General features: G+C 53.1%; 19 protein-coding genes. 2 read left to right on the top strand and 17 right to left on the bottom strand.

The genetic code is table 11. The annotated features are described in order from the left end of the window. Positions 1 to 78: 78 nt before the first annotated feature. The 3 genes from EBB54_RS00895 to EBB54_RS00885 form a co-directional block, all read right to left on the bottom strand. A complete protein-coding gene (locus tag EBB54_RS00895; RefSeq protein ID WP_125125985.1) occupies positions 79 to 546 on the bottom strand; it encodes a DUF1700 domain-containing protein in 468 nt (155 codons plus the stop codon). 529 nt (positions 547 to 1,075) lie between these two features. Next, entirely contained in the window at positions 1,076 to 1,714 is a 639-nt protein-coding gene (locus tag EBB54_RS00890) for a GTP pyrophosphokinase (RefSeq protein ID WP_016296336.1), read from the bottom strand. Between the two features lie 207 nt (positions 1,715 to 1,921). After that, positions 1,922 to 2,977: a PTS transporter subunit IIC gene (locus EBB54_RS00885; protein WP_125125984.1), complete on the bottom strand. Its 1,056-nt coding sequence runs from the start codon at positions 2,975 to 2,977 to the stop codon at positions 1,922 to 1,924. Between the two features lie 195 nt (positions 2,978 to 3,172). Here EBB54_RS00885 and EBB54_RS00880 point away from each other — a divergent pair, with 195 nt between their 5' ends. Next, on the top strand, positions 3,173 to 3,436 hold the full coding sequence (locus EBB54_RS00880; RefSeq protein ID WP_004077486.1) for a hypothetical protein: 264 nt from the start codon (positions 3,173 to 3,175) through the stop codon (positions 3,434 to 3,436). Between the two features lie 121 nt (positions 3,437 to 3,557). Here the strand turns inward: EBB54_RS00880 and EBB54_RS00875 are convergent, their stop codons facing one another. From EBB54_RS00875 to EBB54_RS00845, 7 genes are all read right to left on the bottom strand, one after another. Next, complete coding sequence (locus EBB54_RS00875) at positions 3,558 to 4,961, bottom strand: ABC transporter permease (RefSeq protein ID WP_125125983.1); 1,404 nt, start codon at positions 4,959 to 4,961, stop codon at positions 3,558 to 3,560. Continuing rightward, positions 4,930 to 6,639: a COG1361 S-layer family protein gene (locus EBB54_RS00870; RefSeq protein WP_125125982.1), complete on the bottom strand. Its 1,710-nt coding sequence runs from the start codon at positions 6,637 to 6,639 to the stop codon at positions 4,930 to 4,932. Before EBB54_RS00870 ends, EBB54_RS00875 begins: the two co-directional genes overlap by 32 nt. 35 nt (positions 6,640 to 6,674) lie before the next feature. Next, entirely contained in the window at positions 6,675 to 7,409 is a 735-nt protein-coding gene (locus EBB54_RS00865; RefSeq protein ID WP_125125981.1) for an ABC transporter ATP-binding protein, read from the bottom strand. 267 nt (positions 7,410 to 7,676) lie between these two features. Next, entirely contained in the window at positions 7,677 to 9,176 is a 1,500-nt protein-coding gene (locus EBB54_RS00860) for an ABC transporter substrate-binding protein (RefSeq protein WP_125125980.1), read from the bottom strand. 28 nt (positions 9,177 to 9,204) lie between these two features. Beyond that, a complete protein-coding gene (locus tag EBB54_RS00855; RefSeq protein ID WP_243127461.1) occupies positions 9,205 to 10,047 on the bottom strand; it encodes a carbohydrate ABC transporter permease in 843 nt (280 codons plus the stop codon). A 14-nt stretch (positions 10,048 to 10,061) separates the two neighbouring features. Continuing rightward, the gene (locus EBB54_RS00850; RefSeq protein ID WP_125125979.1) at positions 10,062 to 11,003 is read right to left on the bottom strand and encodes a carbohydrate ABC transporter permease; all 942 of its coding nucleotides are present in this window, start codon (positions 11,001 to 11,003) and stop codon (positions 10,062 to 10,064) included. Further along, positions 11,000 to 12,511, bottom strand: a complete 1,512-nt coding sequence (locus EBB54_RS00845) for a sulfatase-like hydrolase/transferase (protein WP_125125978.1) — start codon at positions 12,509 to 12,511, stop codon at positions 11,000 to 11,002. Before EBB54_RS00845 ends, EBB54_RS00850 begins: the two co-directional genes overlap by 4 nt. 309 nt (positions 12,512 to 12,820) lie before the next feature. On the opposite strand from EBB54_RS00845, the gene EBB54_RS00840 reads away from it, so the two are divergent. Then, positions 12,821 to 13,693 carry an AraC family transcriptional regulator gene (locus tag EBB54_RS00840; protein WP_125125977.1) on the top strand — a complete coding sequence of 291 codons (873 nt, stop codon included), beginning with the start codon at positions 12,821 to 12,823 and terminating at the stop codon, positions 13,691 to 13,693. A 19-nt stretch (positions 13,694 to 13,712) separates the two neighbouring features. Here EBB54_RS00840 and EBB54_RS00835 read toward each other — a convergent pair whose 3' ends face one another. The 7 genes from EBB54_RS00835 to EBB54_RS00805 form a co-directional block, all read right to left on the bottom strand. Next, positions 13,713 to 14,489, bottom strand: coding sequence for a cell wall hydrolase (locus EBB54_RS00835; protein WP_125125976.1), 777 nt, complete (start codon positions 14,487 to 14,489; stop codon positions 13,713 to 13,715). 155 nt (positions 14,490 to 14,644) lie between these two features. Continuing rightward, complete coding sequence (gene hemC, locus EBB54_RS00830; protein ID WP_125125975.1) at positions 14,645 to 17,002, bottom strand: hydroxymethylbilane synthase; 2,358 nt, start codon at positions 17,000 to 17,002, stop codon at positions 14,645 to 14,647. A 106-nt stretch (positions 17,003 to 17,108) separates the two neighbouring features. After that, positions 17,109 to 18,335: a glutamyl-tRNA reductase gene (gene hemA, locus EBB54_RS00825; RefSeq protein WP_125125974.1), complete on the bottom strand. Its 1,227-nt coding sequence runs from the start codon at positions 18,333 to 18,335 to the stop codon at positions 17,109 to 17,111. 34 nt (positions 18,336 to 18,369) lie between these two features. Further along, a complete protein-coding gene (gene hemL / locus EBB54_RS00820; RefSeq protein ID WP_125125973.1) occupies positions 18,370 to 19,647 on the bottom strand; it encodes a glutamate-1-semialdehyde 2,1-aminomutase in 1,278 nt (425 codons plus the stop codon). A gap of 1 nt (position 19,648) precedes the next feature. Then, positions 19,649 to 20,623, bottom strand: a complete 975-nt coding sequence (gene hemB / locus EBB54_RS00815) for a porphobilinogen synthase (RefSeq protein WP_125130528.1) — start codon at positions 20,621 to 20,623, stop codon at positions 19,649 to 19,651. Further along, positions 20,547 to 21,245 carry a precorrin-2 dehydrogenase/sirohydrochlorin ferrochelatase family protein gene (locus EBB54_RS00810; RefSeq protein ID WP_125125972.1) on the bottom strand — a complete coding sequence of 233 codons (699 nt, stop codon included), beginning with the start codon at positions 21,243 to 21,245 and terminating at the stop codon, positions 20,547 to 20,549. The genes hemB and EBB54_RS00810 overlap by 77 nt, the downstream gene beginning before the upstream one ends. A 164-nt stretch (positions 21,246 to 21,409) precedes the next feature. Next, entirely contained in the window at positions 21,410 to 22,780 is a 1,371-nt protein-coding gene (locus EBB54_RS00805) for a TrpB-like pyridoxal phosphate-dependent enzyme (RefSeq protein ID WP_125125971.1), read from the bottom strand. Between the last annotated feature and the right edge of the window lie 76 nt (positions 22,781 to 22,856).

Here is a 22,856-nt window from a genome sequence, read left to right as displayed (position 1 = left end):
AATTATTTATACTCCCCTCAAAAGACCGATGGCTCCCCCATCGGTCTTTTACCGTTCTTATATCTGACGCAGCCGGCTTCAAGACCGCCGGCCGCCAAACAGGCGAATCACAAACATTACAATCAGAATGGGCACAAGCACAGGCGCAAGAAAGCTTACCACTCCGCTGACGATGGATACGATCAGCATCAGCACCATAACCACAAACAAGACCAGAAGAATCCCGCGCACCCAGGTGCTTACCCCGGACATATGCATCCCGCTCCGGTTCTGCTCACGGCTTCGCTCGCCATAGGAAGATGTGCTCCTGTCGCTTCCTGTCTCATGTACGGTCTCCCAGTCCGTACCGTCGCTGGCATCTGTGATCGTACGCGCCAGAATCCAGGGATCTCCCAGCATGTCCACCACTTCCTGCTCGCTTTTGCCTTTTGCCGTCTCTTCTATAATATAGCGGTCATAATAATCCATATTCTCCTGCACGGCGCTGCTGCTCAGGTTGTTCTGGAGCGCCTTTTTCAACTGTGCCAGAAATTCACTCTTCGTCATATCATTCCCTCCTCAGCTTAACGTCTGAAAGCCTTTGGGAGCTTCCACGCAAATCTCATTGCCGGTAAACCTTATCTTCCGAAAAAAACTCCGTTTTTAGGATAGCATAATCTCCAGCACTTTCCAAGTGCCCGGAGCATAAATTTTTCCTGCTTTTTCTTACTTTTTTCTAAATCATTTCCCAAATATCCCGAGAAAATCCCAGTTCACAGATTGTTCATTTATCATTTAAAAAACCTTCACTTTATCATCACGTTTTCTTCATTTCTCACGGATATACTAATATCATCAAATGAAGAACACATTTGATACTGAAAAAGACGTCAGAAGATTACTTGAATAAACTTTTTCATAATACATGCCGGGGGTTGAGCAATCGACCACCCGGCATCCTCCCTTTTATAAGGATTTTTTCATATGCCGGCGGCGCCGGACTGACAGCCGCCGGTTTTTTTCATGACAAATACTAAGTTTAAAAAGGCCGCCGGTAAATGGCTGCATTCCTGCAATCCCATTTCCCGACAGCCTCTTATATATCATCCAGACACGCCTGGATCGCCTCATTCAGAGAAAGCATCTTATCGTCCAGTTCCGCAACCATCTGCGCGCACTCCCGAAGATCCCGGCTGATATATTCCGGTGCATTTCCTTCGAATTTGTAGTAAATCTTATGCTCAAGACTTGCCCAGAAATCCATCGCTATTGTCCTGATCTGAATCTCAACCTTTGTATCCACAACACTGTCGGACAGGAAGATCGGCACGGACACAAGCATATGATAGCTTTTATATCCGCTTTCCTTCGGATTCTTGATATAATCCTTGATCGACAGCACTTTCAAATCGCTTTGATTTCCAATCATCTCAGCCAGCCGGTATATATCCGAGGTGAAAGAACAAATCAGACGGACACCTGCGATATCGTTGATATATTTTACCATATTTACAATGGAAGTCTCCCGGCCGTAACGCTTCAGCTTCTTAACGATGCTCTCCGGTGTTTTGATTCTTGTTTTAATATGCTCGATTGGGTTGTACTTATGTACATGCTGAAATTCATCGTTCAGAATCTCCAGCTTGGTCCCGACTTCCTTCAGGGCTGCATTATACAGGAAAATCACTGTTTTCCAACTGTCTACGTCCTCATAATTCCTGATTGCATCCTGCATCTGTTGTTCTCCCCTCAATTGATCACCTCCCTTGCTTTTGTATTTTATTTTCAGGGCTGCCGGAATACAGCCCGCCCCAGGGCCTGCTCAGTATGGCCCCACGTCTTATCATATCATGTACCCTCTATCTATTCAACCGTATTCTACGTATATTCAAAGTACATGCATATTTATGTATTTTGATCGTAAAAATGAACACCTGGAGCATCACAGATCCAGTCTCATGTCCCCGTAATGTATCCAGTTTTTCTTACGCATAAATTCTGAGATCATCCATGTCAGCAGCGCCGGAAGCAACGCCTGGATCACCAGGATCTTCACCAGAACCACCGTCGGCGGCTCGGTCTGGGTCATTACCTGCCATGTCATAATCTGTCCCACCAGTCCGGCCGTCCCCATACCCGATCCGGTTGCATTGTTTGTCATATGGAGCAGCATGGTTCCCACCGGGCCCAGGATTGCGCTGGATAGGATCGCAGGAAGCCAGATCAGGGGACGCCGCACGATATTCGGCACCTGCAGCATGGAGGTTCCGATTCCCTGGGCCAGCAGCCCGCCGAAACGGTTTTCCCGAAAGCTTGCCACCGCAAAGCCTACCATATTGCAGCAGCAGCCGATGGTGGCCGCGCCGGCTGCGAGTCCCGACAGGTTCAGGATGATTCCCAGAGCCGCGGAGCTGATCGGCAGTGTCAGGATCATCCCCATCAGGACGGAAACAACAATCCCCATGAGGAACGGCTGCTGCTCCGTCCCCCAATTGATCAGAGAGCCCAGCCATGCCATAAATTTTGAAATAGGCGGGCCTACAAATATTCCTACGACAGCCCCCACCCCAATACACCCCAGGGGGGTCAGGATGATGTCCAGCTTCGTCTTGCCGCTGATCAGGATGCCTACCTCAATCGCCACATAGGCGGCCACAAACGCCCCCAGCGGTTCCCCTGGTCCGGCGAATACCATGGTGCCATCCTGCATGATCTCTCCTGAGAGCAGCTTGCCCGCAAAGGCCCCCACCATTCCCACCGTAGCGGCTGATACTACAACGAGCTGGTCTGCCTGGAACTTCCTGGCGACTCCTACGCCGATTCCGGCCCCTGTCATAGACGCCGCCACCTTTCCTGTCAGATAGATCAGATTGCCCGCGTCCCCGCCTGCAAATGTACCGATCTGCTGTATGATCGTCCCGATGATCAAGGTAGCGAACAGGCCCTGCGCCATCCCGCTGAGGCCGTCTACAAAAATTCTGTCCAGCATGCTTTTCATATGAATCTTCCCCCTGTCTCTTGATTTTCAGATAATGATTGTAAAAAATATAGCACGATTCTTCTCTTTTGTCATTATAATTTCTGTCTTTTATTTTCCTGCGTCTGATGATATACTGTAACTGTTCCGTGGAGGACGCCTTAGATACTGCGCCGTTTGGGGCGATATACTTTTGATCAAAGGAGAAGATTCGATATGTTCCGTTTATGGGGAAAAGAGTGGAAGGATAACCGCATGGTCCGTGACACGGTGATCTGTGACGAGACGGATGATACACGCACGCATAAAATTTTCAACGCACTGGATGCCGTCTGCTATGAATTTGACTTAAGCAAGCCCATCTGGCTGGACGCCACGATCGCGGAGTTTAAGCGTCACAGCAAGGCCAGGTTTTATCAGGATAATTTCGTGGATTCCATTGATTTTGACTATCTGGAAATCCAGGTAATCGAAGAATAGCTATGTAAAAAATCATGCAGGCAGAAATCATCAGCATGCTGCATACCGCGTCATGAAAGAGACAGCGTCCGTCCCGGTTCCACTGTCTCTTTGCTTTTCTTTTCTGTTTTACTACAGCTTCTTATTCATTTCGGATCGCAGCCAGCGGGCTCAGCCGCATGGCGCGCAGCGCCGGAAAATACCCGGCCACCATTCCCACCAGCACGGCAAATCCCATGGACGCTGCCACCAGCCACACCGGTATGTAGGAAATATCGCTGTCCAGTCCCATGGCTCCGCCATGGGCAGTAACCATATTGATCGCAAAGGACAGCAGAAAGCTCAGGATATTGCCGGCCAGACCTCCAATAAAGCCGATAAACGCGGCTTCCAGAAGGAACATCTGTTTGATATTGCGCAGGCTGCAGCCCAGCACCTTGATGACTCCGATCTCCTTCGTCCTCTCATAGATGGACATCATCATCGTGTTGGCAATTCCGATAGCCGCTACGAACAGCGACACAGCGCCGATTCCGCCCAGCACCGCCTCGATCATGGCAAACTCCTGCTGTGCGCTTTTCAGGTATTCCGCATTGGTGCTGGTCCTGTAGCCCATCCCCTGAATGGCGGCGGCCAGATCCTCTACGTGATCGATATCATCTGCCTGCACCATGGCATTGGTATAAGCAAAGAACTTGTAAGGCTTTCCTGTCTGTGTCTTGGGCTGTCCGGGAATAGCCTTTCCTCTGTATTCCTTCTGAAGGAAGCTTTTTAACGTCCAGATATCACAGTATACATTATAAGAGCCGTTGTGATAGGTATCTATTCCTCCGGACATCATTCCGCTGGCCTGTACCACATATTTTTTCGGTGCTTTCACCGGCGCGGCATTCCCCTCCGAACCAAATGCTCCGGAATTACCGCCTGACTGTGCATTATAATAATCCTCCGAGCTCAGGATCAGGAATACAGGATCCTTCATAAAATCAATATCCGGAAGCTGCTGCGTCTCCCAGTAACCTCTATTGGATCCCTTTTCATAGAAATCCATAGGAACCATATTTCCGATCACCAGCTCCAGGCTTGCGGAATTGGACTCCGGCATACGGCTGCCTTCTACCAGGTCCATATGCTGCCTCTCAAGTTCCTCCTGTGTCATACCCACCAACTGAATGTCGGCGTAATAATTTCCGCTCAGGATCATGGATCTCATAGTAAGAGACGGAGTCACACTTTTTACATGCTCCAGCTTTTCTATTTCAGCAATCGTATCATCCGTGACATATTTCGTTGCTTCGCCCTCTTCGGGAGAATATGATATATAGTACATCATTCCGCCCACATCCTGTCCTGTCACCGTAATGGCCGTCATGCCTCCTGCCTGCTCGATCTGCTTGTACATGGACTGCTGCATCCCAAGCCCGAGGGAGATCATAACTACGATCGAAGCCGTACCGATCACTACACCCAGGATCGTCAGAAAAGTCCTGAGCTTTCTTTTTTTGAGGTTTCCGCTACTCATCCTCAGTAAATCGATCCACCTCATCCGCTAAATCCTCCTCTTCTGCCTGTGCCCGTTTTTTCTTCCTTCTGCGGGTCAGAACCACGGCCAGAACAATCACCAGAATGACTGCCGCCGCAATGACAACCGGAATGACCGGAAATCCTTTCGCTTCCTCCGGCATCTCCCCCATCATCTCCATATCTCCCATATCCATTTCCATAGGAGCCGTCACCTGGATCTCAAATTCTTCCTCTCTGGAGGATGGGTTCCCGGATTCGTCTTCATAGGTTACGACCATTTTACACTTTGTCCCGGGCATGATCTCGGATTCTCCGGTCAGCATCCCGTCAATGGTTCCTGTGGCGCCGGAATCCAGATTGCCTACGAATACTTCCTTGGCACTGATGCCATCGCCCATGAACTTCACCTTTACATTGTAAAGCTTCACACGGCCGGTATTGTACAGGCTGCACATCAGATTTGCCTCCTGCCCCACCTCAATGCTGGCCGGCGACAGCTCAATCTCGCTGAATTCAAACCTGGCTGCCTGGTAAATGGGAATTGCCAGACTGGAGCTTCCCTCGTACTGGGACGCGTTTGAGTCCTCATAGAGCATGGACATATTGATGCTGTACGGCTTCTGCACCAGATCCGCCCTTGCATTCAGGTCGATGGCAACATCCCTCGTCTCCCCTGCCGGAATCTGGTCCAGATAAATGGAGCTGGCCCCGGATGAGGGCAAAAACGCCGGTGCTTCCGCGGCCGCTTCTGTCCCGGCGGAAGGTGCCTGAAAATCAAAGAGCATGTTGGAAACTGCCGTTGTTGTAGATGTATTTTTCACATGGACGATGAGCCGGAAATTGCTTCCTGCATTCACGGCTCCCGGTTCGGTATTGAATCCGGTCACAATGACCCTCGGAACCCCTTTCTTTTCATCAGAACCGCCTCCGCCTCCAACTGCTGAGATATCGCCGTTATATACGCCGCCTTCCTCCATGCCACCCTGGATCCCGGGATCCTCCGGCTGCCCGTCGGAGGGCTGATCCCCCGGCTGCTCGGCTGACGGCGGATTGATAATGATCGGAGGGTAGGGCGGATATCCTGGTTCCTGGGGCTCGTCACCCTTTGTACCCGCTGTTTTTACATAGACATATTTCCTGCAGGGTTCTTTTATACCATCGTACAATATCTCGAAAACCAACTTGTAGGATTTTGTCTCGACGTCCTCACGCACTCTCAGATTCTCCCAAACAGCTTCTACCGAACCGTTTGCGTCGATTTTCTGAAATTCTTTGTCATAGTTCATACTGTCGATCTCAAAGGGCCATTCTTTGGCATCATCAATGACCGGAGAAATCACGACATTCTGCGCAGGAGAAGTACTGCTGTTTTTTACAGTGACCGTCAGCTTTTCCACCTTCTGCCCTGCCTGGTACTGCGGGGTAGCCTGTCCGTTTCCTACTGAAATCCGAATTGTGGACAGACCATTTCCGGAATCCGAATCCGCTGCATCCGCTCCGTCAGAAGCGTCTGTCGGATCTTGTGAACTTTCCGCACCGTCCGGCACCGCTGTTGCTGCCATAATCCCTGTCCCCGGGAAAGCAGCCGCCGCCCGTGCATGTGCCGTGCCGTATCCCGCCTGACTATGTATCGCCGGCACACAGGAGACGGCCAGCGACAGGCTCAGAAAAATCCCTGTCCATTGCGTCCATTTTTTCATGAATCCTGTTCCTCTCTTTCCGTTATCTTAATCTTTTATATGTTCTGCCTGGCATCCATTGCAGACGCGGCATGTGCCTTTTTCCGGTTGTCTTCAATCTTCACGATATTGCCGTCTATAATATGAAAGATCCGGTCGGCATAGGCTGCCAGATGGTTATCATGGGTTACCATAACCAGCGTTTTTTTCTGTTCCCGCACCACCTGCTGCATCAAATGCATCACTTCTTCCGATGTGTGGGAGTCCAGATTGCCGGTCGGCTCGTCCGCAAAGATGATCTTGGGATCAACCACCAGCGCCCTGGCCACGCCGACACGCTGCTGCTGGCCGCCGGACATCTGGTTGGGCATATGCTTTTTGTGCTTTTTCAGATTTACCAGCTCCAGCATCTTATCCGCTTTTTTGAGCCGGCTGCCTCTCGCTTCTCCCCGGAAGCTTAAGGGCAGGGCCACATTTTCCAGGGCATTCATTGTTCCGATCAGATGAAACGACTGGAAAATGAATCCCACATTCTCCCTGCGGAATTTTACAAGGCCGTCTTCATTGAGTGTTTCCATGTGCTGTCCGCTGACAATGACCTCTCCCTTTGTCGGCTTCTCCAGCCCTGCCAGCATGTTGAGAAGTGTCGATTTTCCGGAGCCGGAGGTTCCCACAATCGCACAGAACTCCCCGGGATAGACTGCAAAGCTCACGCCGTTTAATGCGCGCACAACAGAATTGCCCACACGATATAATTTGTACAGGTTATTTACCTCGATTACCTTGTCCACTTTCCCCCTCCTTTCCTCTGCGTATTCCCGAAATCACAGACTACTCATCTATTATATAACGAAATACCTATTATCTCCACAAAATATTCTTAAGATTTCTTAAAGATTTTAATGACCGGCTGCTGCCGGCAATGTCTCCGCACTATAGGAAAAAGCCCCTCCGGCTATGTTTCATAAACCGGAGGAGCTTTTTTTATACGCGCCTCAACTGATCATTATAAATTATGCTTGATTTCCCTGGTATATGCTTTTTTGTTCCGCTTTCCGCTACCTCAATGCTTCATAATCCTCATCCGTATAATCCCTGGCCGTATCCCAGTTTGGAAATTCCAGAGCCGCATAATCCATCCCCACAGCCTCGCAGGCACGCTTCCACTCTTTCGTGGATTCATCTGCCAATGTTTGCAGGGCTGTCTCGTAATCCGGGATGCTCTGGGAGATGATCCCCTGGACGATGGCTCCCAGGCTGGGCTGGACATCCTTGATCTCCGCATAAAAATCGTTTGCCTTTTCATCCCGTTTCACGATGGTCGGCACTACCCGGGAGGTTTCCTCCGCAATGGTATAGTATTGCTTCATCACCTCGTTGGTCATATAAGCTTCATTGATGGAAGGGATCACAGACACAAAGATTCCGTCCTCCACGCAGCTGGATTGGTAGCCGTATTCCTCGCTGTACAGCGCCATCAGATACTCAGCGGCTTCCTTCGGATGCTTCGACTGCTTGTAGATCCCCATCCAGGGAGACAATTCCCCGCCCTGGACATAAGTGTCTGCCACCCCGTCCGGCACCGGGACAGACATAACTCCATAATTCAGGTCAGGATAGGTCTCGTCCCACTGTGCGATGCACCACATACCCTGACAGAGGAATGCGGCCTGTCCCTGGGCAAAGAGCTCTCTCGCTTCGGGCGCGCTGATATTGATCGTGTCCGGATGGATACTTCTGTCATCCACAAGCCCCCGGATCAGATCCAAAGCCAGTCTCATTTCCTCTGTGTCATAGGGAGCCGCTCCCTGATCCGCCAGAACTTTGGTGGTCGCGGCCACCTTACCTCCTGCGGCCGCAGCCAATGAACGCGCCAAGACATCCATACGGTTCATCTGCTTTCCGCCGTCGATCAGGCCATAGACATTGCCCTTCCCATTTTCCGTCACCTTTCTGCAGGCCTCCCGGAATTGAGAATAGGTGGATGGAATCTCCTTCACGCCTGCCGCGTCCAGCACGTCCTTGTTATAAAAAAACAGGCACTGGATCGTAGGCATAACCTCTGTAATGGTGTACCAGTCTTCACCGATGTGGGTCACGCCCTCTTCGAAGGACAGAGCATCGAACCGGTCTGCAAAATCCTCCCCGACAAATCCGTTTATAGGCTGATACCAGCCCTCCTTCACGGCGGTATTCAATGTCAGCCCCACCGGAATCGGAAAGAGATCGGGTCCTTCGCCGGATTTGATCATGGTTACAATGGTATTTTTAAACTGGTCTACCGTCAGCATGGTATACTCAATGTTGACGTCCGGGTGCTCCTCCATGTATTTCTTGTGAAATTCCTCCCGCTGGTTCGCGGAGCCGTCGCTCCAGTCTACGATCCGGAGAGTCACTTTTCCGTCGGCATCCGTTTCTTCCGAAGCATCCGCTCCGGCTTTCTCCTCCGTGCTTCCTGTCTCCGAACCGCCTATGGACGGCATCGCGCCGCATCCCGCGAGGGAAACAGCCGCCAGTGCCGCGGCAATGATCAGGGTTGCGATTTTCTTTTTCAGCATGTTATGTACCTTCCTTTCCAAAGAGGGGTCAGCTCTTCACCGCCCCGGCAATTCCTTCTACAAAGTGTTTCTGCATAAAAATAAACAGGATGACCACTGGAATAACCGCAATGGTACCGCCCGCCGCGATTCCCGTCCAGTCCACGGTATTCTCTCCCTTAAACGCATACAGGCCTACGGCCAGAGTCCGGGATGCCGGATTGTTCAGCGTCAATACCAGCGGAAGCATAAATGCGTTCCATGCCCAGATGGTCTCCATGATCACCACCGTAGTCGCAACCGGCTTGCACAGAGGCATCATGACATGGAAAAATGTCTGGAAAAAGTTGCAGCCGTCGATCTTCGCTGCCTCCTCCAGCTCGTTGGGCACAGATTCGAAAAAGCTGGTAAACAGCAGCAGGAAGATCACGTGTGCGCCGCCCGCCTGAGACAGAATCAGCCCCGGCTTTGTGCCTACAAGCCCCATGCTTTTTACCACCTCGTAAGTGGGGATGATGGTGCTGACCAGAGGAATTGCAATACTCCCGAGGAATACCGCCATGCACATGTTCCTCCCCCGGAACTTGTACCGGCCCATCGCATAACCGGCCATCATGGTCATAACCAGAACGATGAGCACGGAAAACACGGTGACAATGATCGTATTGATAAAATAAGTTCCAAAATCTGCCTTGTTCCAGATGCGTATGACGTTCTCAATGGTAGGTGACTTCGGAATCAGCCCCAGCCTGTTTTCAAAAAATTCCGCCTGGCTCTTGAACGATGCGGAGATCATCCACAAGAAGGGATAAATCCAGACGAAGCCGATGCCCGCCAGTAAAAGGTGTGTGACCGTTGTCTTGACGGTCCGGATACTTTTTTCTTTACTCATAACCGCGTCCTCCTTTACACTATTTTGCTCAGCCGGCTTTTCACCGCATTGAGCCCCAGACCGATGACGATCACGGCCGCACCGAAGAAGAGGGCCGCCGCGCTGGCATAACCAAGCCTGGGCATCCCGATCTCACTGGAAAATGCGTTCCGATAAACGTAGGTAGCGATCACATCTGTCGCGTAATAGGGCCCGCCCTCGGTCATGGTCTTGATCATATCAAATACCTTCAGGGAATTGATGGCGCACAGAATCGCAATAATCCCTCCAGTGGGAGCGATCAGCGGCAGCACCACATGGAAAAAGGTCTGCCTCCGGTTCGCCCCGTCAATGGTGGCTGCCTCGTACACGTCCTTAGAGACGCCCTGCAGTCCTGCCAGCCAATAGATCATGTAAGTGCCGCAGTCCTTCCACAGGGAGATCACCACCAGGGTGGGAAGGGCATATTTCGCATTTCCCAGAAAATTCAGCGGTTCTTCCAGGATGTGAACTGCCGTCAGGGCATGGTTGACCGGCCCCTGAACCCCCAGAATAAAAATCATGATGATACCGACCACGGAAGCGGTGGTAATCACCGGGATAAAATACATTGTCCGATAGGCGGAACGCGCTCTCAGCCGCTCGTCGTTCAGCATATATGCCAGGAACAGGGAAACGGCCAGCTCCAGCGGAACAATCATCAGCATGTACTTGAAGCTGTTGACAAAGGCGTTCCAGAACAGTTCGTCCTTTAGCAGCTCCCGGTAGTTTGCCAGCCCCACAAACGCCGCGTCAGACGTCATCCCGGACCAGTCCAGAAGGGAATATTGGATGCTGCACAGGATCGGGTAGCCCTGGAACAGGATATAGAAGCCCACTGCCAGTGCCATAAACAGCCAGCACCATGCGTTCAGCTTAAGCTGCTCAATCCTTCGTTTTTTTCCCGCCGCGTTCCGTTCTTTTTTTCGATCGTTCATATCTTTCCCTCCATTTCATAAAGATATTTGCTGCGGACCGCATTCACCATGGGAAGGCCGGTATCATAATCCAGCTGGCGCGGCTCGTATTCCTCATTCTCCCGCTGCCTTGTAAACCCCTCGTTCTCCCAAGACGGTACAAAACCCTTATTCCAGGTCCGCAGTGACCACTGGTACCCCCGGTAGGGATCCCGGGTGTCGTTCATGTGACGGATCAGGAGTCCATGGTATTCCCGGATCGTGTCCAGGCAGGCCGGATCGTCGATCCGGTTTACCAGCTCCTCAGGATCATGCTGCAGATCATAAAATTCATCCTTATCCAGCAGATTCACCACCAGCTTGTACCTTTCAGAGGTCACCGCCCGCATGGGCTGCAGGCCTCCAAAGCCGTCATGGTCCACCTCGTACCTGGTGAATTCGGTAAATACAGCCTGGTTGACAGCCACCTCTGCATCATAGATCTGACGGAGCATGCTTTTGCCCTCCAACAGCTTCGGAATGGGAATCCCAAAATAATCCAGGATTGTGGGGACAAGGTCGATATGCGATGCGGGCGCATGAACCACCTTCCCCTTTTCCCCTCCCCGGATGATGAGCGGGATATTCGCCGCCTCCTTATATGCGGTGGGGCCTTTTGAAAATAATCGGTGTGCCCCTAACATATCCCCATGATCCGAGGTGAAGATCACCAGCGCCTCCGGCAGGATATCCCGGATCAGGGACAGCACCCGCCCGATCTCATGATCCACGAAGGAATTGCAGCCCAGGAGCAGGGACAGGTATTCGGAGGGCTGGCTGACCTGCTGCCCCGGCGCGTCCAGAAGCTCCCCTGCCCAGAGCCGCTGCAGCAGAGGCTTATCCTCCAAATCATCCTGAAAAGATGCGGAACTTTCAAACCTGAAGCCCTTGTACATCTCATTGTAGGGAGCAGGACACAGGGACGGGGAGTGGGGCTCATCGTAGGAGACCGTCAGGAAAAAATCCTCGTCCCGGAACTGCTTTAGAAAGCGGACAGCCCGGTCTGTACAACGGTGCGCATATGTAAATTCCTCTGAAAACCCGGGGCGGAAACACTCCCCGGACCGCCTGGAACGAACCCGGTCCGTCTCCGACAGTTCCTCCAGATAGTTCTTCATGTCATACCAGTAGTCTGCATTCCATCCCTCCGGGCATTTTCCAAGGCCAAAATAATCGCCCCCGTCCAGATGCCATTTGCCGATGTAGCCGCACTGTATTCCATGATCCGTCAGCCGCTGGCCCACTGTCTTCACATTATCCCCGAAGGGTACTCCGTTGGCCACCGTCCCGTTGGAATGGGGGAACATGCCTGTGAAGATTGCGCTCCGGGCCGGTCCGCAGACAGGCTGGCAGGTGTACGCATTTTCATAGCGGATTCCCTCTTCTGCCAGGGAATCCAGGTTCGGGGTAATCATGTTTCTATTTCCATAACACCCCAGCATGTCTTTTCTTGTCGTGTCTGTCATCAAGAAGACAACTTGTTTTTTCAAGCAAACTCTCCTCCTTTTCTTTTTTATGCAGACCCCCGGGGCCCGTTGCGCGTGCGGGACTGTGGGCTTTGGGAGCCTGTGTTCAAAAGATTCCGGTCTCTTTTCTATATGTATCTTATAAAATATCCGGCAGGGATACTATTGCAAGAAGTGCTTTCAACATGGACAATCCTGCTTTTTATATCTGAACATCTGCTGTTCACACCCTGACCGGTGCCGGCAGCAGCGGATTCGGCTTGACATTTTTCGCAGCGGCCTTCAAAATAGAACTATCAATATCAGTTCGGAATCATAAGAAAGGAAAAGGATATGGTAAATATTTGCGGACACCTGCGGGACAGGAGACGGCTGGACGGATTTTACGACGAGAGCGTCCCATTGCTGGTCAATTGCTGCGGAAAGCAGATTTTTAAAAATCATAATTATTTTCTTAAACGAGAGAAGGGGCGGCTGGATTATCAGATCATTTATATCTACAGGGGCGCAGGACATTTTTGCCTGAACGGGGAATGGACGGCGCTGGCGGCAGGAAACGTGGTCTTGTTCCGCCCCTCGGAGCCGCAGTTCTATTCCTACTACGCGGCAGATAAGCCGGAGGTCTATTGGATTCATTTTACCGGAAATGCATGCGAAGGGATATTAGATCGGTATTCCATTGAAAATTGCTACATCGGCGAGAGCTCCTCCGTCAGGCAATTGTTCCATCTGATCATCACGGAGCTTCAGTTTAAAAAGATACATTATGAAGATGTGGTTGCGGGAAATTTTTATATCTTACTGTCTATGATCCACCGATCCCTGTGCAATGCCCTGCGCCCCTCTGAAAATGATTTTTCTATCGACCGCCTGATCTGTGAGATCAACTCCAGGTATATGGAAAATTGGACTGTGGCCTCCATGGCAGATTTTTGTAAATTGAGCGAGAGCTACTTTTCCCATACATTCAAACAGAGGATGGGAGTCCCTCCCATGCAGTTCCTCAGCCGCCTGCGGATCGAGAAAGCGAAAGAATTTCTAACGGCCAATTCCATGTCCGTCTCCACGGTAGCGCGGCTGGTGGGGTATGACGACCCGCTCTACTTCAGCCGGGTCTTCCGAAAATCCACAGGGATCGCGCCCCACAAGTTCTACCACAGCATTGCCTGTGCCAACACACCGGAGTGGTTCTGGGAGAACGAGTAGGAGGCGCGTACAGCATCTTTTAATGGAAGAAATGATCCCCGATCTGGATTCCAAAGTTTCCGCATCCGAAGTACAGGCAATCCCCGATCGGGTTGCTTCCCGCCAGTGCGTCCGCTGCTGCCTGCATAGCCGTATCCGTATAGCCGCCGCTGGCAAGAATGGAATCCAGCCATCCGGTCATTGCCGGACCAAACTGTCCCGGCTGGTAGATGACCTCGGCAATACTGTTCGGATATACGGCGCTGCGTACCCGGTTCATAATCACGGCTCCCACCGCCACCTGGCCTTCATAAGGCTGGTTGCCTGCCTCACAGAAGATGATAGCCGCAAGCAGTGTCTGGTCGCTGGCTGATGCACTGTATGCCGCGGTCTGCTGAACTGCCGTCTGCTGTTCTGCTGCCTGCTGTACCGCAGCCTGTTCTGCTGCTGCCTGCTGTGCCGCAGCCTGTTCTGCTGCTGCCTGTTCCGCCGCTGCCTGCTGTGCTGCGATCCGTTCCGCTTCTTCCTGTGCCTTTCTGGCCTCTTCCGCTGCTTTCCGTTCCCGCGCCTCTTTTTCCTTCCGTTTCATCTCCTGGTACTGCTCTTCTGCCTGCGCTGTCGCTTTCTTCAGATTCAGCAGGGCCTCTTCCGGCGCATCGTTAAAACCATAGGGCTGGGTGAGCTTGTACTCACCCAGAATCTTTACCTGAGCCATATCCAATGCCGGGTCCGCAGCCTGACTTTCAAATTCAGACGACATGACCACACTGGTCGTTGCCGCCATAAGTAACGCAATGATCTTTCTATATTGTTTCATATACTCCAACCTCCAATTCTTTGCAATATTGTAAATATTTTCTTATAAAATATATGCATATTTTTTCTAATTTATTACAAATATTACAAAAATATTACGTCGGCCATTCTAATACAAAAAAATCACTTTGTCAACTTTTTTTTTAAAAAAACAGCTCAAAGCCAGGAATTCCCATTAACCAGCGCTTCTATCATTCCTTCATAATCTGCCCGCCCGGCCTCTATAACATGCCTCATTCCGCATTTCTTTAAACAGGCGGTCGTCTTCGGACCGATGCTGCAGGCCGGACACTGTCTCCACTCTTCTCCCACCACTTTCAGCAGACGTTCCACGGAGGAGGCACAGGTAAACAAGATTCCGTCATACTCCTCTGGTTTCCGCAGCTTTTCCGTATCCGGTACTGCCGCCTGATTTTCGTATACTGGGATTTCTTCCAGACTGCAGCAGCCTTCCAGAAGCGATCTTAAATGTCCGTCCGCATTTCCCGCCTTTAGGTACCAGACCCGGTCCCCCGGGGACAGTCGTTGTTTCAGCGCCTTGGCCAGCGCATCGCTGTGAAATGCATCCGGAATCAGGTCGGCATACAGCCCGTATTGTTTCAGAGCGTCCGCCGTTCTGCCGCCTATAGCCGCGATCCTGCACCCGGACAGGCAGCGTACATCCAGCCTGCTCTCTGCAAGTCCTTCAAAAAATGCGTCCACGCCATTCCTGCTGGTAAAGATCAGCCAGTCTGCCTGCTTCAATTCTTCTGCTGAAAATCTTTTTCCGGTGTTGACAATCGTTCCCACACAGACCTCATCCGCCGCCGCGCCCTGGCGCCCAAGCAGCTCCTTTAGCCTGGAGCCGCTTTCCCCGATCTTCGGAATCAGATATCGTTTTCCAAACAGAGGACGTTTTTCATAAACATTGAGGTTCTCCCGCAATGCGACCACCTCTCCCACCGCAATGACTGCCGGGGAGACCAGACCGGCGTTTCGCACCGTTTCCGCGATATGGGCCAGGTCTGACGTGCAGCTCCTCTGCTCCGGAGTTGAACCGCAGGAAACAACCGCTGCCTCCGTATCCGGCGGCATCCCGGCTTCCATCAGTCTGGAGGCGATTTCTTCCAGCCTTCCCAGCCCCATGAGAAAGACACAGGTTTCCTTTCCCCCTGCCATTGCCTCAAAATCAATCTCTGTCAGGGCGTCCTCTTTGCTGTGGGCTGTCACCACATGAACCCCCGATGCTTTTCCCCGGTGGGTCACGGGAATCCCTGCGCAGGCCAGCGCGGCAGTGGCTGAGCTGACTCCCGGAACCACTTCAAACGGTACTCCTTTTTCCGCCAGATACAGCCCTTCCTCGCCGCCCCGTCCGAACACATATACATCCCCGCCCTTGAGACGGACGATGGTTTCATACCGAAGGCTTTTCTCTGCTAAAAGCCGGTTAATTTCCTCCTGCTCCATCGTATGGCGGCGGTCCGCCTTTCCCACGTAAATCCTCTCGCAGCCAGGCTTTGCCTCTTCCAGCAGCTCCGGCGGGGATAACCGGTCGTAAATGATGCAGTCCGCCTCCCGGAGCATCTGAATGCCTCTCACTGTGATCAGTCCCGGATCTCCCGGACCGCCGCCCACCAGGTATACAGTTCCCGCCATCTGACGGCGGATACTGACCGCAGCCTCCTTTGCAAGCTGTACCGGATTCCTTCCCAGGACAGACGCAAAAGCCATCCGGCTGCCTGTCTCATCTCCGAACATGACGTCCAGCCGGAGCAGTCCGCCCGGCTGCCTTCTGCACACCGCCCCCACGGGAACATGGCAGTCCCCACCGATCTCACGCAGAAATCCTCGCTCTGCTTCTGCGGCCAGATCCGTCTCCTCATCGCTGAGAGCGTCCAAAAGCTCCTGCAGCCTGGTCTCTCCCTCCCGGATCTCCAGTGCAAGGATTCCCTGGGCCGGGGCGGGCACCATCTCCTCCGGCTCCAGGTACCGGGTGATCCGTTCCTGCATTCCCAGGCGGTGCAGGCCGGCCGCCGCCAGGATGATACCGTCTAGCTGTTCTTCCTCCATTTTCCTGATCCTGGTGTCCACATTTCCCCGAATATTCACGACCTGCAGGTCAGGACGCAGGCTCTGAAGCTGGAACTTTCTGCGCCTGCTGCCCGTCCCGATGACCGCACCCTCGGGCAGATCCTCCAGCCTTCTTTCTTCGCGCAGGATGAGCACATCCCTAGGATCCTCCCTTTTCCATGCCCTGGTAAATTTCAGGCCGGGAGCCGGACGAGACGGCATGTCTTTCATACTGTGCACCCCGATCTGCACCTCGCCGGACAGGATTTTTTCCTCAATCTCTTTGACAAAAACCCCTTTATCGCCAATCTCATGGAGGGGTTTGTCCAAAACCCGGTCCCCCTTTGTCTGAATGACGTATAATTCGAATCTGTCCTCCGGGTATGCCTCCTCCAGCCTGCGGCGCACCGCTTCCGCCTGTGCCAGCGCCAGCTTTGAGCCCCGTGTACCAATGATATATTTCATAATCTTCTCCTGTAAAATCCGGCAAAACGCGTCGCTGGCGCATTTTGCCGGATACTTCGTAATCAGAGTTCCAGGTCCTGTCCCAGGCAGGCTTGCCTACAGCAGATCAGATCTGAAAAAGCTGCCGGACCAGCCGCCTGTATTCCTCCTGCTCCTCCTCCGTATCCAGACGTTTTAACTCCCGGATGGGCTCCCGCAGAAGGCGCTGCAGGGAGGCATAAAGCACCTTTTTCAGCATTTTTTTCTCCCTCTGGCTCAGCTCCAGCTTCCGATCCAGATATGCATAGCTGTCCTCTGCAATCTCCCCGCACCGATGCTGCAAAGACTCAATGGTCATATCCATCCTGCTCTGCAGCAGCCAGGCAGCCGTCTCCTGTACCGCTGCTTCGATCCTTTCCCGGCTCTTCTCCGCCAGAAGTTCCCTGTCCCTCCGGTTATCCGCGGCGATCTCCTGCAGGGTATCCAGATTGATCAGCCTTACCAGCGAATCCTCTGCAAACGCCGTGTCAATATCCCTGGGAGCCGCCAGATCCAGCATGGTCAGCGGCCTTACCGGACAAAAGTCCTTCCGCCGCAGAACCAGATGGGGGGAGGCCGTGGCGGAGACCACAATATCACACGTTTTCAAAGCCTCATACCGTTCTCCATAAGACACGATTCCAATCTGTGGAAATTCCTCCAGCAGCCGCCTGGCATGTGCTTTATTTCTGCTGCACGCCGTCACCTGCACCGACTCATATCCGCAGAGATATCTCAGCGCCAGCACCGCCGTCTTTCCGCTGCCGATCACAAGAAGCCGTTTCCCTGTAAGTCCACATGCTTCCTCCAGCATCCGAATCCCGATATAGCTGACAGACAGCGGTCTTTCACTGATCTTTAGATCGGTTTTGATCTGTTTGGCACAGGTCACGGCGCCGCGTACAATCCGGTTCAGCTCCTTGCCGGAATATCCCATGGCCCTGGAATCTTCCAACGCCTCTTTCACCTGCCCCAGAATCTGATCTTCCCCCAGCACGAGGGATTCCAGCCCCGCCGCGGTCCTGAACAGATAGGCCATGGCCGGCTCACCGGAAAGCTCAGACAGATACGCCCTCACTTCCACATCCGGAAACATTTCCTCATAAATATGCCGGATCTCTGCTTTCTGTTTTTCTTCTATATAAATATAATAAATCTCGCTTCGATTGCAGGTGGACAGCACCATGCACTGCTGTATTCCGACTGCCTCCGCTTTCTGAAAAAAATCCAGCTTCATCGCGTCTGTAAACGATATTTTGTCGCGGATCTCAAGCCGGGCATTTTGATAACTGATCCCTAAAAATCCAAACTGCATCCGGATGCCTCCTTTTTTCATCTGCGGACACGCTTTACTCCATGCCGCGCAGGAAATCCCGGATCACCCGGCAGGTGGTTTCCACATCCTCCTCCGTATGGGCGTCCGACAGAAACATGGCTTCAAACTGGGACGGCGCCGCATAGATTCCGTGATCCAGCAGATATCCAAAGTATCGCGCATAGCTTGCGGTATCCGAGGAAACCGCGCTTTCGTAATCCGTTACCCGGACTGATGTAAAAAAGAGGCTTAAGAGCGACCCGATCCGGTTCACACACACACGATCTCCGGCCGCCTCCCGGACGGTGTCCTCGATGCGTTTTGCCTTCTCTTCCATTCTCCGGTAGATCCCTGGATCTGCCTGCAGGATTCGGAGGGTTTCCAGTCCCGCCGCCGTTGCAATGGGATTTCCGGACAGCGTACCCGCCTGATACACCGGCCCCAGGGGCGACACGATTTCCATGATTTCCCGCTTTCCTCCGTAGACCCCTATGGGCATTCCTCCGCCCACGATCTTGCCCAGGGTGGTCAGGTCCGGGGTCACATGAAAATACTCCTGGGCCCCGCCCAGAGCCAGCCGAAATCCTGTGATCACCTCGTCAAAGATCAAAAGCGCACCGTTTTTTTCCGTAATCTCCCGCAAAAATTCCAGAAAACCAGGGGCCGGTGGAACCACACCCATGTTTGCCGCCGCAGGTTCCACCACCACGGCTGCAATCTCCCCCGGATTCGCCCGGAAGAAGGCTTCCACCGAATCCGGGTCATTGTACAGGGCCACCAGGGTATTTCGGGTATAATCCGACGGAACCCCGGCGCTGTCCGGCACGGAGGTCGTCAGTGCGGCAGAACCGGCCTTCACCAGAAGCCCGTCCGAATGGCCGTGATAGCAGCCCTTGAACTTGATGACTTTATCACGCCTTGTATACCCCCGGGCAGTCCGAATGGCGCTCATCACAGCCTCTGTGCCTGAACTGACCAGACGGCTGACCTCCATGGAAGGCATCAGCTTCGACAGCAGCTCCGCCATCTGCACCTCCCTTTCGGTAGGCGCGCCGTAGGTCAGCCCGTCCAGGCATGCTTCCCGGACCTTCTCGATGACCTGCGGGTGGGCATGTCCCAGGATTCCCGGCCCCCAGGAGCAGACATAATCAATCAGCTCATTTCCATCCACATCCACGATCCTGCTGCCGTGGGCAGACGCGATAAACCGCGGCGTCCTCCCCACGGAGCCGAATGCACGCACCGGACTGTTCACCCCGCCCGGGATATGCCGCCTGGCCGCTTCAAACAGTTCTTTTGATCTTGTATCCATTCTATTCTCCTTCCCGAATCCACTTGGCCGCGTCCAGAGCATGATAGGTGATGATCATCTTTGCCCCTGCACGTTTCAAGCCCACCAGGATCTCCATAACGATCTTTTTTTCGTCGATCCAGCCGTTGGCTGCCGCTGCCTTCACCATCGCATATTCCCCGCTCACATTATAAGCTGCCACCGGAACATGAAAGGTTTCGGTAATATTCCGGATAATATCCATATAAGCCATGGCAGGCTTGGCAATGATCAGATCCGCCCCTTCCCGCAGGTCTTCCTCCACCTCCCGCAGGGCCTCCCGGCCGTTTGCCGGATCCATCTGATAGGTCTTGCGGTCTCCGAAGCCCGGCGCCGAATGGGCGGCGTCCCGGAACGGGCCGTAAAATCCGGAGGCAAATTTGGCGCTGTATGCCATGATCGGGATCTGGACAAATCCATGTTCATCCAGTGCTTCACGGATGGCCCTCACCCGGCCGTCCATCATATCGCTGGGCGCGACCATATCTGCGCCGGCCCCTGCATAACTGACCGCGGTCCTGGCCAGAAGCGGCAGAGTTTCATCGTTGAGGATGACGCCATCCTTTACCAGTCCGCAGTGTCCATGGGACGTATATTCGCAGAGACAGACATCGGCTATCACGATCAGATGCCTGTAGCGTTCCTGGGATTTTATAAAACGGATGGCCCGCTGTACGATCCCCTGGTCGTCGTAGGCTCCGCTCCCCACCTCATCCTTATGAGCGGGAATCCCGAACAGCAGAACCGACAAGATCCCGCCTTCCACGACACGGTCCAGTTCTTCCGGCAGCCGGTCGATGGAATACTGGCAGATCCCCGGCATGGACTCCACAGGGCTGCACAGATTCTGCCCTTCCATAACAAAGATCGGATAAATCAGTTCATCCGCCCGCAGGTGATTTTCCCGCACCAGGCTCCGCATAGCCGGGCTCACTCTCAGCCTTCTCATTCTTTCCATCATTGTCTCCCCCTTCCTGCATCTTTTTGATCATCTCTCCTAACTGCTCTGCGCCAGGCACTCCGCCCATATCCAGACCAAGCTCTAAGATCTCCCGGCAGAGTTTTTTTCTCATGTCCTCCATCCCCGGCTGCTTCAGAGCGTTCCGCAGGCAGGCCAATGCTTCTGCAAGCTCACCCAGCAGGGGCGTTATAACCGGCCTCATCTGTTCCTTCAGATACTGGGCAACGACCGGGCTCTGTCCTCCGCTGGAAAACGCGGCTACCACTTCCCCTTCTTTCAGATAAGCCGGAAAAATAAAGCTGCAGTCTTCCTTCTGGTCCACCGCATTCACCGGAATCCCCGCTTCCCGGCATGCCTGACTGATCCGGTGATTCTGCTCCGGGTCGTCGGTGGCCGCCACCACCAGCACCTGCCCCGCCAGATCGCTTTGATCAAACTGTTTTTCCAGGCATACAACCCCTTCCATAGCCCGAATCTCCGGCAGCACGTCCGGAGCCGCTACCGTCACCCGGGCGCCGTAATCCCGCAGGGTTTCCGCCTTGCGCCGGGCGATCTTACCGCCGCCTGCAACAAGGCAGGGCCTGTCTTTTAGCTCAATAAACATTGGAAAATATGACATCCGTGTCCTCCTCCCGGCAAAATGTCCCTAAACCGCGTCGATTGTCTTTCTTATTTCTTTTCCATACCTGCCTGCAGCGGCAAAAGCCGCAAGCTAAAAATCCCTGCCTATACAATATGATATTGTATCCGGCAGGGATTTCTGAATACAGATCCGGCAGTTTTTCAGAACTTCGGAAGCCCCTCTAACCCGGCCTTCAGATCTTCATCCGTAGGAATATAATCGCTCATCTCACCATTGTGGAACTTCTCATAGGCATACATATCAAAATATCCGGTTCCCGTCAGACCGAAGAGAATCGTCTTTTCCTCGCCGGTCTCCTTGCATTTCATCGCTTCATCAATGGCGATGCGGATCGCATGGCTGCTCTCCGGCGCAGGCAGGATGCCCTCTACCCTTGCAAATTGCTCCGCCGCTTCAAATACGGCGGTCTGCTCTACGGAGCGTGCCTCCATATAACCGTCCGCGTAAAGCTGGGACAGTACGGAGCTCATTCCGTGATACCTCAGGCCGCCCGCGTGGTTGGCCGAGGGGATGAAGCCGCTGCCCAGCGTGTACATCTTCGCCAGCGGGCAAACCATGCCGGTATCGCAGAAATCATAGGCATATACGCCTCTGGTAAAGCTTGGGCAGGATGCCGGCTCTACCGCGATAAAATGGTAATCTGCCTCGCCCCGCAGCTTTTCTCCCATAAACGGGGAAATCAGTCCGCCCAGGTTCGAGCCGCCCCCCGCGCATCCTATGATGATGTCCGGTTTGATGCCGTACTTATCCATGGCGGTCTTGGTCTCCACTCCGATGATCGACTGGTGGAGCAGCACCTGGTTCAGAACGCTTCCCAGTACATAGCGGTAGCCTTCCGTCCGGGTCGCAGCCTCTACCGCTTCGGAGATGGCGCATCCAAGGCTTCCTGTCGTTCCCGGATGGTCTGCCAGAATCTTGCGTCCGATCTCCGTGGTCTCTGACGGTGAAGGCGTTACGCTGGCGCCGTAGGTCCGCATCACTTCCCTGCGAAACGGCTTCTGCTCGTAGGAGCATTTTACCATATAGACCTTGCAGTCCAGTTCCAGATAGGAGCATGCCATGGACAGCGCGGTTCCCCACTGTCCGGCCCCGGTCTCTGTGGTCACGCCCTTAAGTCCCTGCTCCTTTGCGTAAAATGCCTGTGCAATGGCGGAATTGAGCTTGTGGCTTCCGCTGGTGTTATTGCCTTCGAATTTGTAATAGATCTTTGCCGGAGTCTGGAGCTTCTCCTCCAGGCAGTATGCACGTACCAGCGGAGACGGACGGTACATCTTATAGAAATCACGGATCTTCTTCGGGATCTCAATCAGACGGTTGTCGTTGTCCAGCTCCTGTTTTACCAGTTCCTCACAGAACACCACGCCGAGCTCCTCTGCGGTCATCGGCTCATGGGTGCCCGGATTCAGAAGGGGCGCAGGCTTGTTCTTCATATCCGCGCGGACATTATACCAATCCTTGGGCATCTCGCTTTCTTCCAGGTAAATCTTGTAGGGAATCTTGTTCTCACTCATCGTTCCATTCTCCTTTCATTTTTACAGAACCGGCTGTCTGAAACAGCCAGGATTTTGTTCGGGATGACCGGGCATA

The organism is Schaedlerella arabinosiphila (genome assembly GCF_003885045.1).
In the GTDB taxonomy this organism is placed as follows: domain Bacteria; phylum Bacillota; class Clostridia; order Lachnospirales; family Lachnospiraceae; genus Schaedlerella; species Schaedlerella arabinosiphila.
This window is presented reverse-complemented; position numbering and strand designations above follow the sequence as displayed.

What these genes read in the sequence shown, in the direction of transcription:
- EBB54_RS00870 (WP_125125982.1), bottom strand. Translation starts at nt 6,639, where the DNA reads ATGAAAAAATGGACGCAATGGACAGGGATTTTTCTGAGCCTGTCGCTG.
- EBB54_RS00850 (WP_125125979.1), bottom strand. Translation starts at nt 11,003, where the DNA reads ATGAACGATCGAAAAAAAGAACGGAACGCGGCGGGAAAAAAACGAAGG.
- EBB54_RS00895 (WP_125125985.1), bottom strand. Translation starts at nt 546, where the DNA reads ATGACGAAGAGTGAATTTCTGGCACAGTTGAAAAAGGCGCTCCAGAAC.
- EBB54_RS00835 (WP_125125976.1), bottom strand. Translation starts at nt 14,489, where the DNA reads ATGAAACAATATAGAAAGATCATTGCGTTACTTATGGCGGCAACGACC.
- EBB54_RS00810 (WP_125125972.1), bottom strand. Translation starts at nt 21,245, where the DNA reads ATGTCATATTTTCCAATGTTTATTGAGCTAAAAGACAGGCCCTGCCTT.
- hemL (WP_125125973.1), bottom strand. Translation starts at nt 19,647, where the DNA reads ATGGATACAAGATCAAAAGAACTGTTTGAAGCGGCCAGGCGGCATATC.
- EBB54_RS00840 (WP_125125977.1), top strand. Translation starts at nt 12,821, where the DNA reads ATGGTAAATATTTGCGGACACCTGCGGGACAGGAGACGGCTGGACGGA.
- EBB54_RS00860 (WP_125125980.1), bottom strand. Translation starts at nt 9,176, where the DNA reads ATGCTGAAAAAGAAAATCGCAACCCTGATCATTGCCGCGGCACTGGCG.
- hemB (WP_125130528.1), bottom strand. Translation starts at nt 20,623, where the DNA reads ATGGAAAGAATGAGAAGGCTGAGAGTGAGCCCGGCTATGCGGAGCCTG.
- EBB54_RS00855 (WP_243127461.1), bottom strand. Translation starts at nt 10,047, where the DNA reads ATGAGTAAAGAAAAAAGTATCCGGACCGTCAAGACAACGGTCACACAC.
- EBB54_RS00885 (WP_125125984.1), bottom strand. Translation starts at nt 2,977, where the DNA reads ATGAAAAGCATGCTGGACAGAATTTTTGTAGACGGCCTCAGCGGGATG.
- hemA (WP_125125974.1), bottom strand. Translation starts at nt 18,335, where the DNA reads ATGCAGTTTGGATTTTTAGGGATCAGTTATCAAAATGCCCGGCTTGAG.
- EBB54_RS00890 (WP_016296336.1), bottom strand. Translation starts at nt 1,714, where the DNA reads ATGCAGGATGCAATCAGGAATTATGAGGACGTAGACAGTTGGAAAACA.
- EBB54_RS00880 (WP_004077486.1), top strand. Translation starts at nt 3,173, where the DNA reads ATGTTCCGTTTATGGGGAAAAGAGTGGAAGGATAACCGCATGGTCCGT.
- EBB54_RS00875 (WP_125125983.1), bottom strand. Translation starts at nt 4,961, where the DNA reads ATGAGGTGGATCGATTTACTGAGGATGAGTAGCGGAAACCTCAAAAAA.
- EBB54_RS00805 (WP_125125971.1), bottom strand. Translation starts at nt 22,780, where the DNA reads ATGAGTGAGAACAAGATTCCCTACAAGATTTACCTGGAAGAAAGCGAG.
- hemC (WP_125125975.1), bottom strand. Translation starts at nt 17,002, where the DNA reads ATGAAATATATCATTGGTACACGGGGCTCAAAGCTGGCGCTGGCACAG.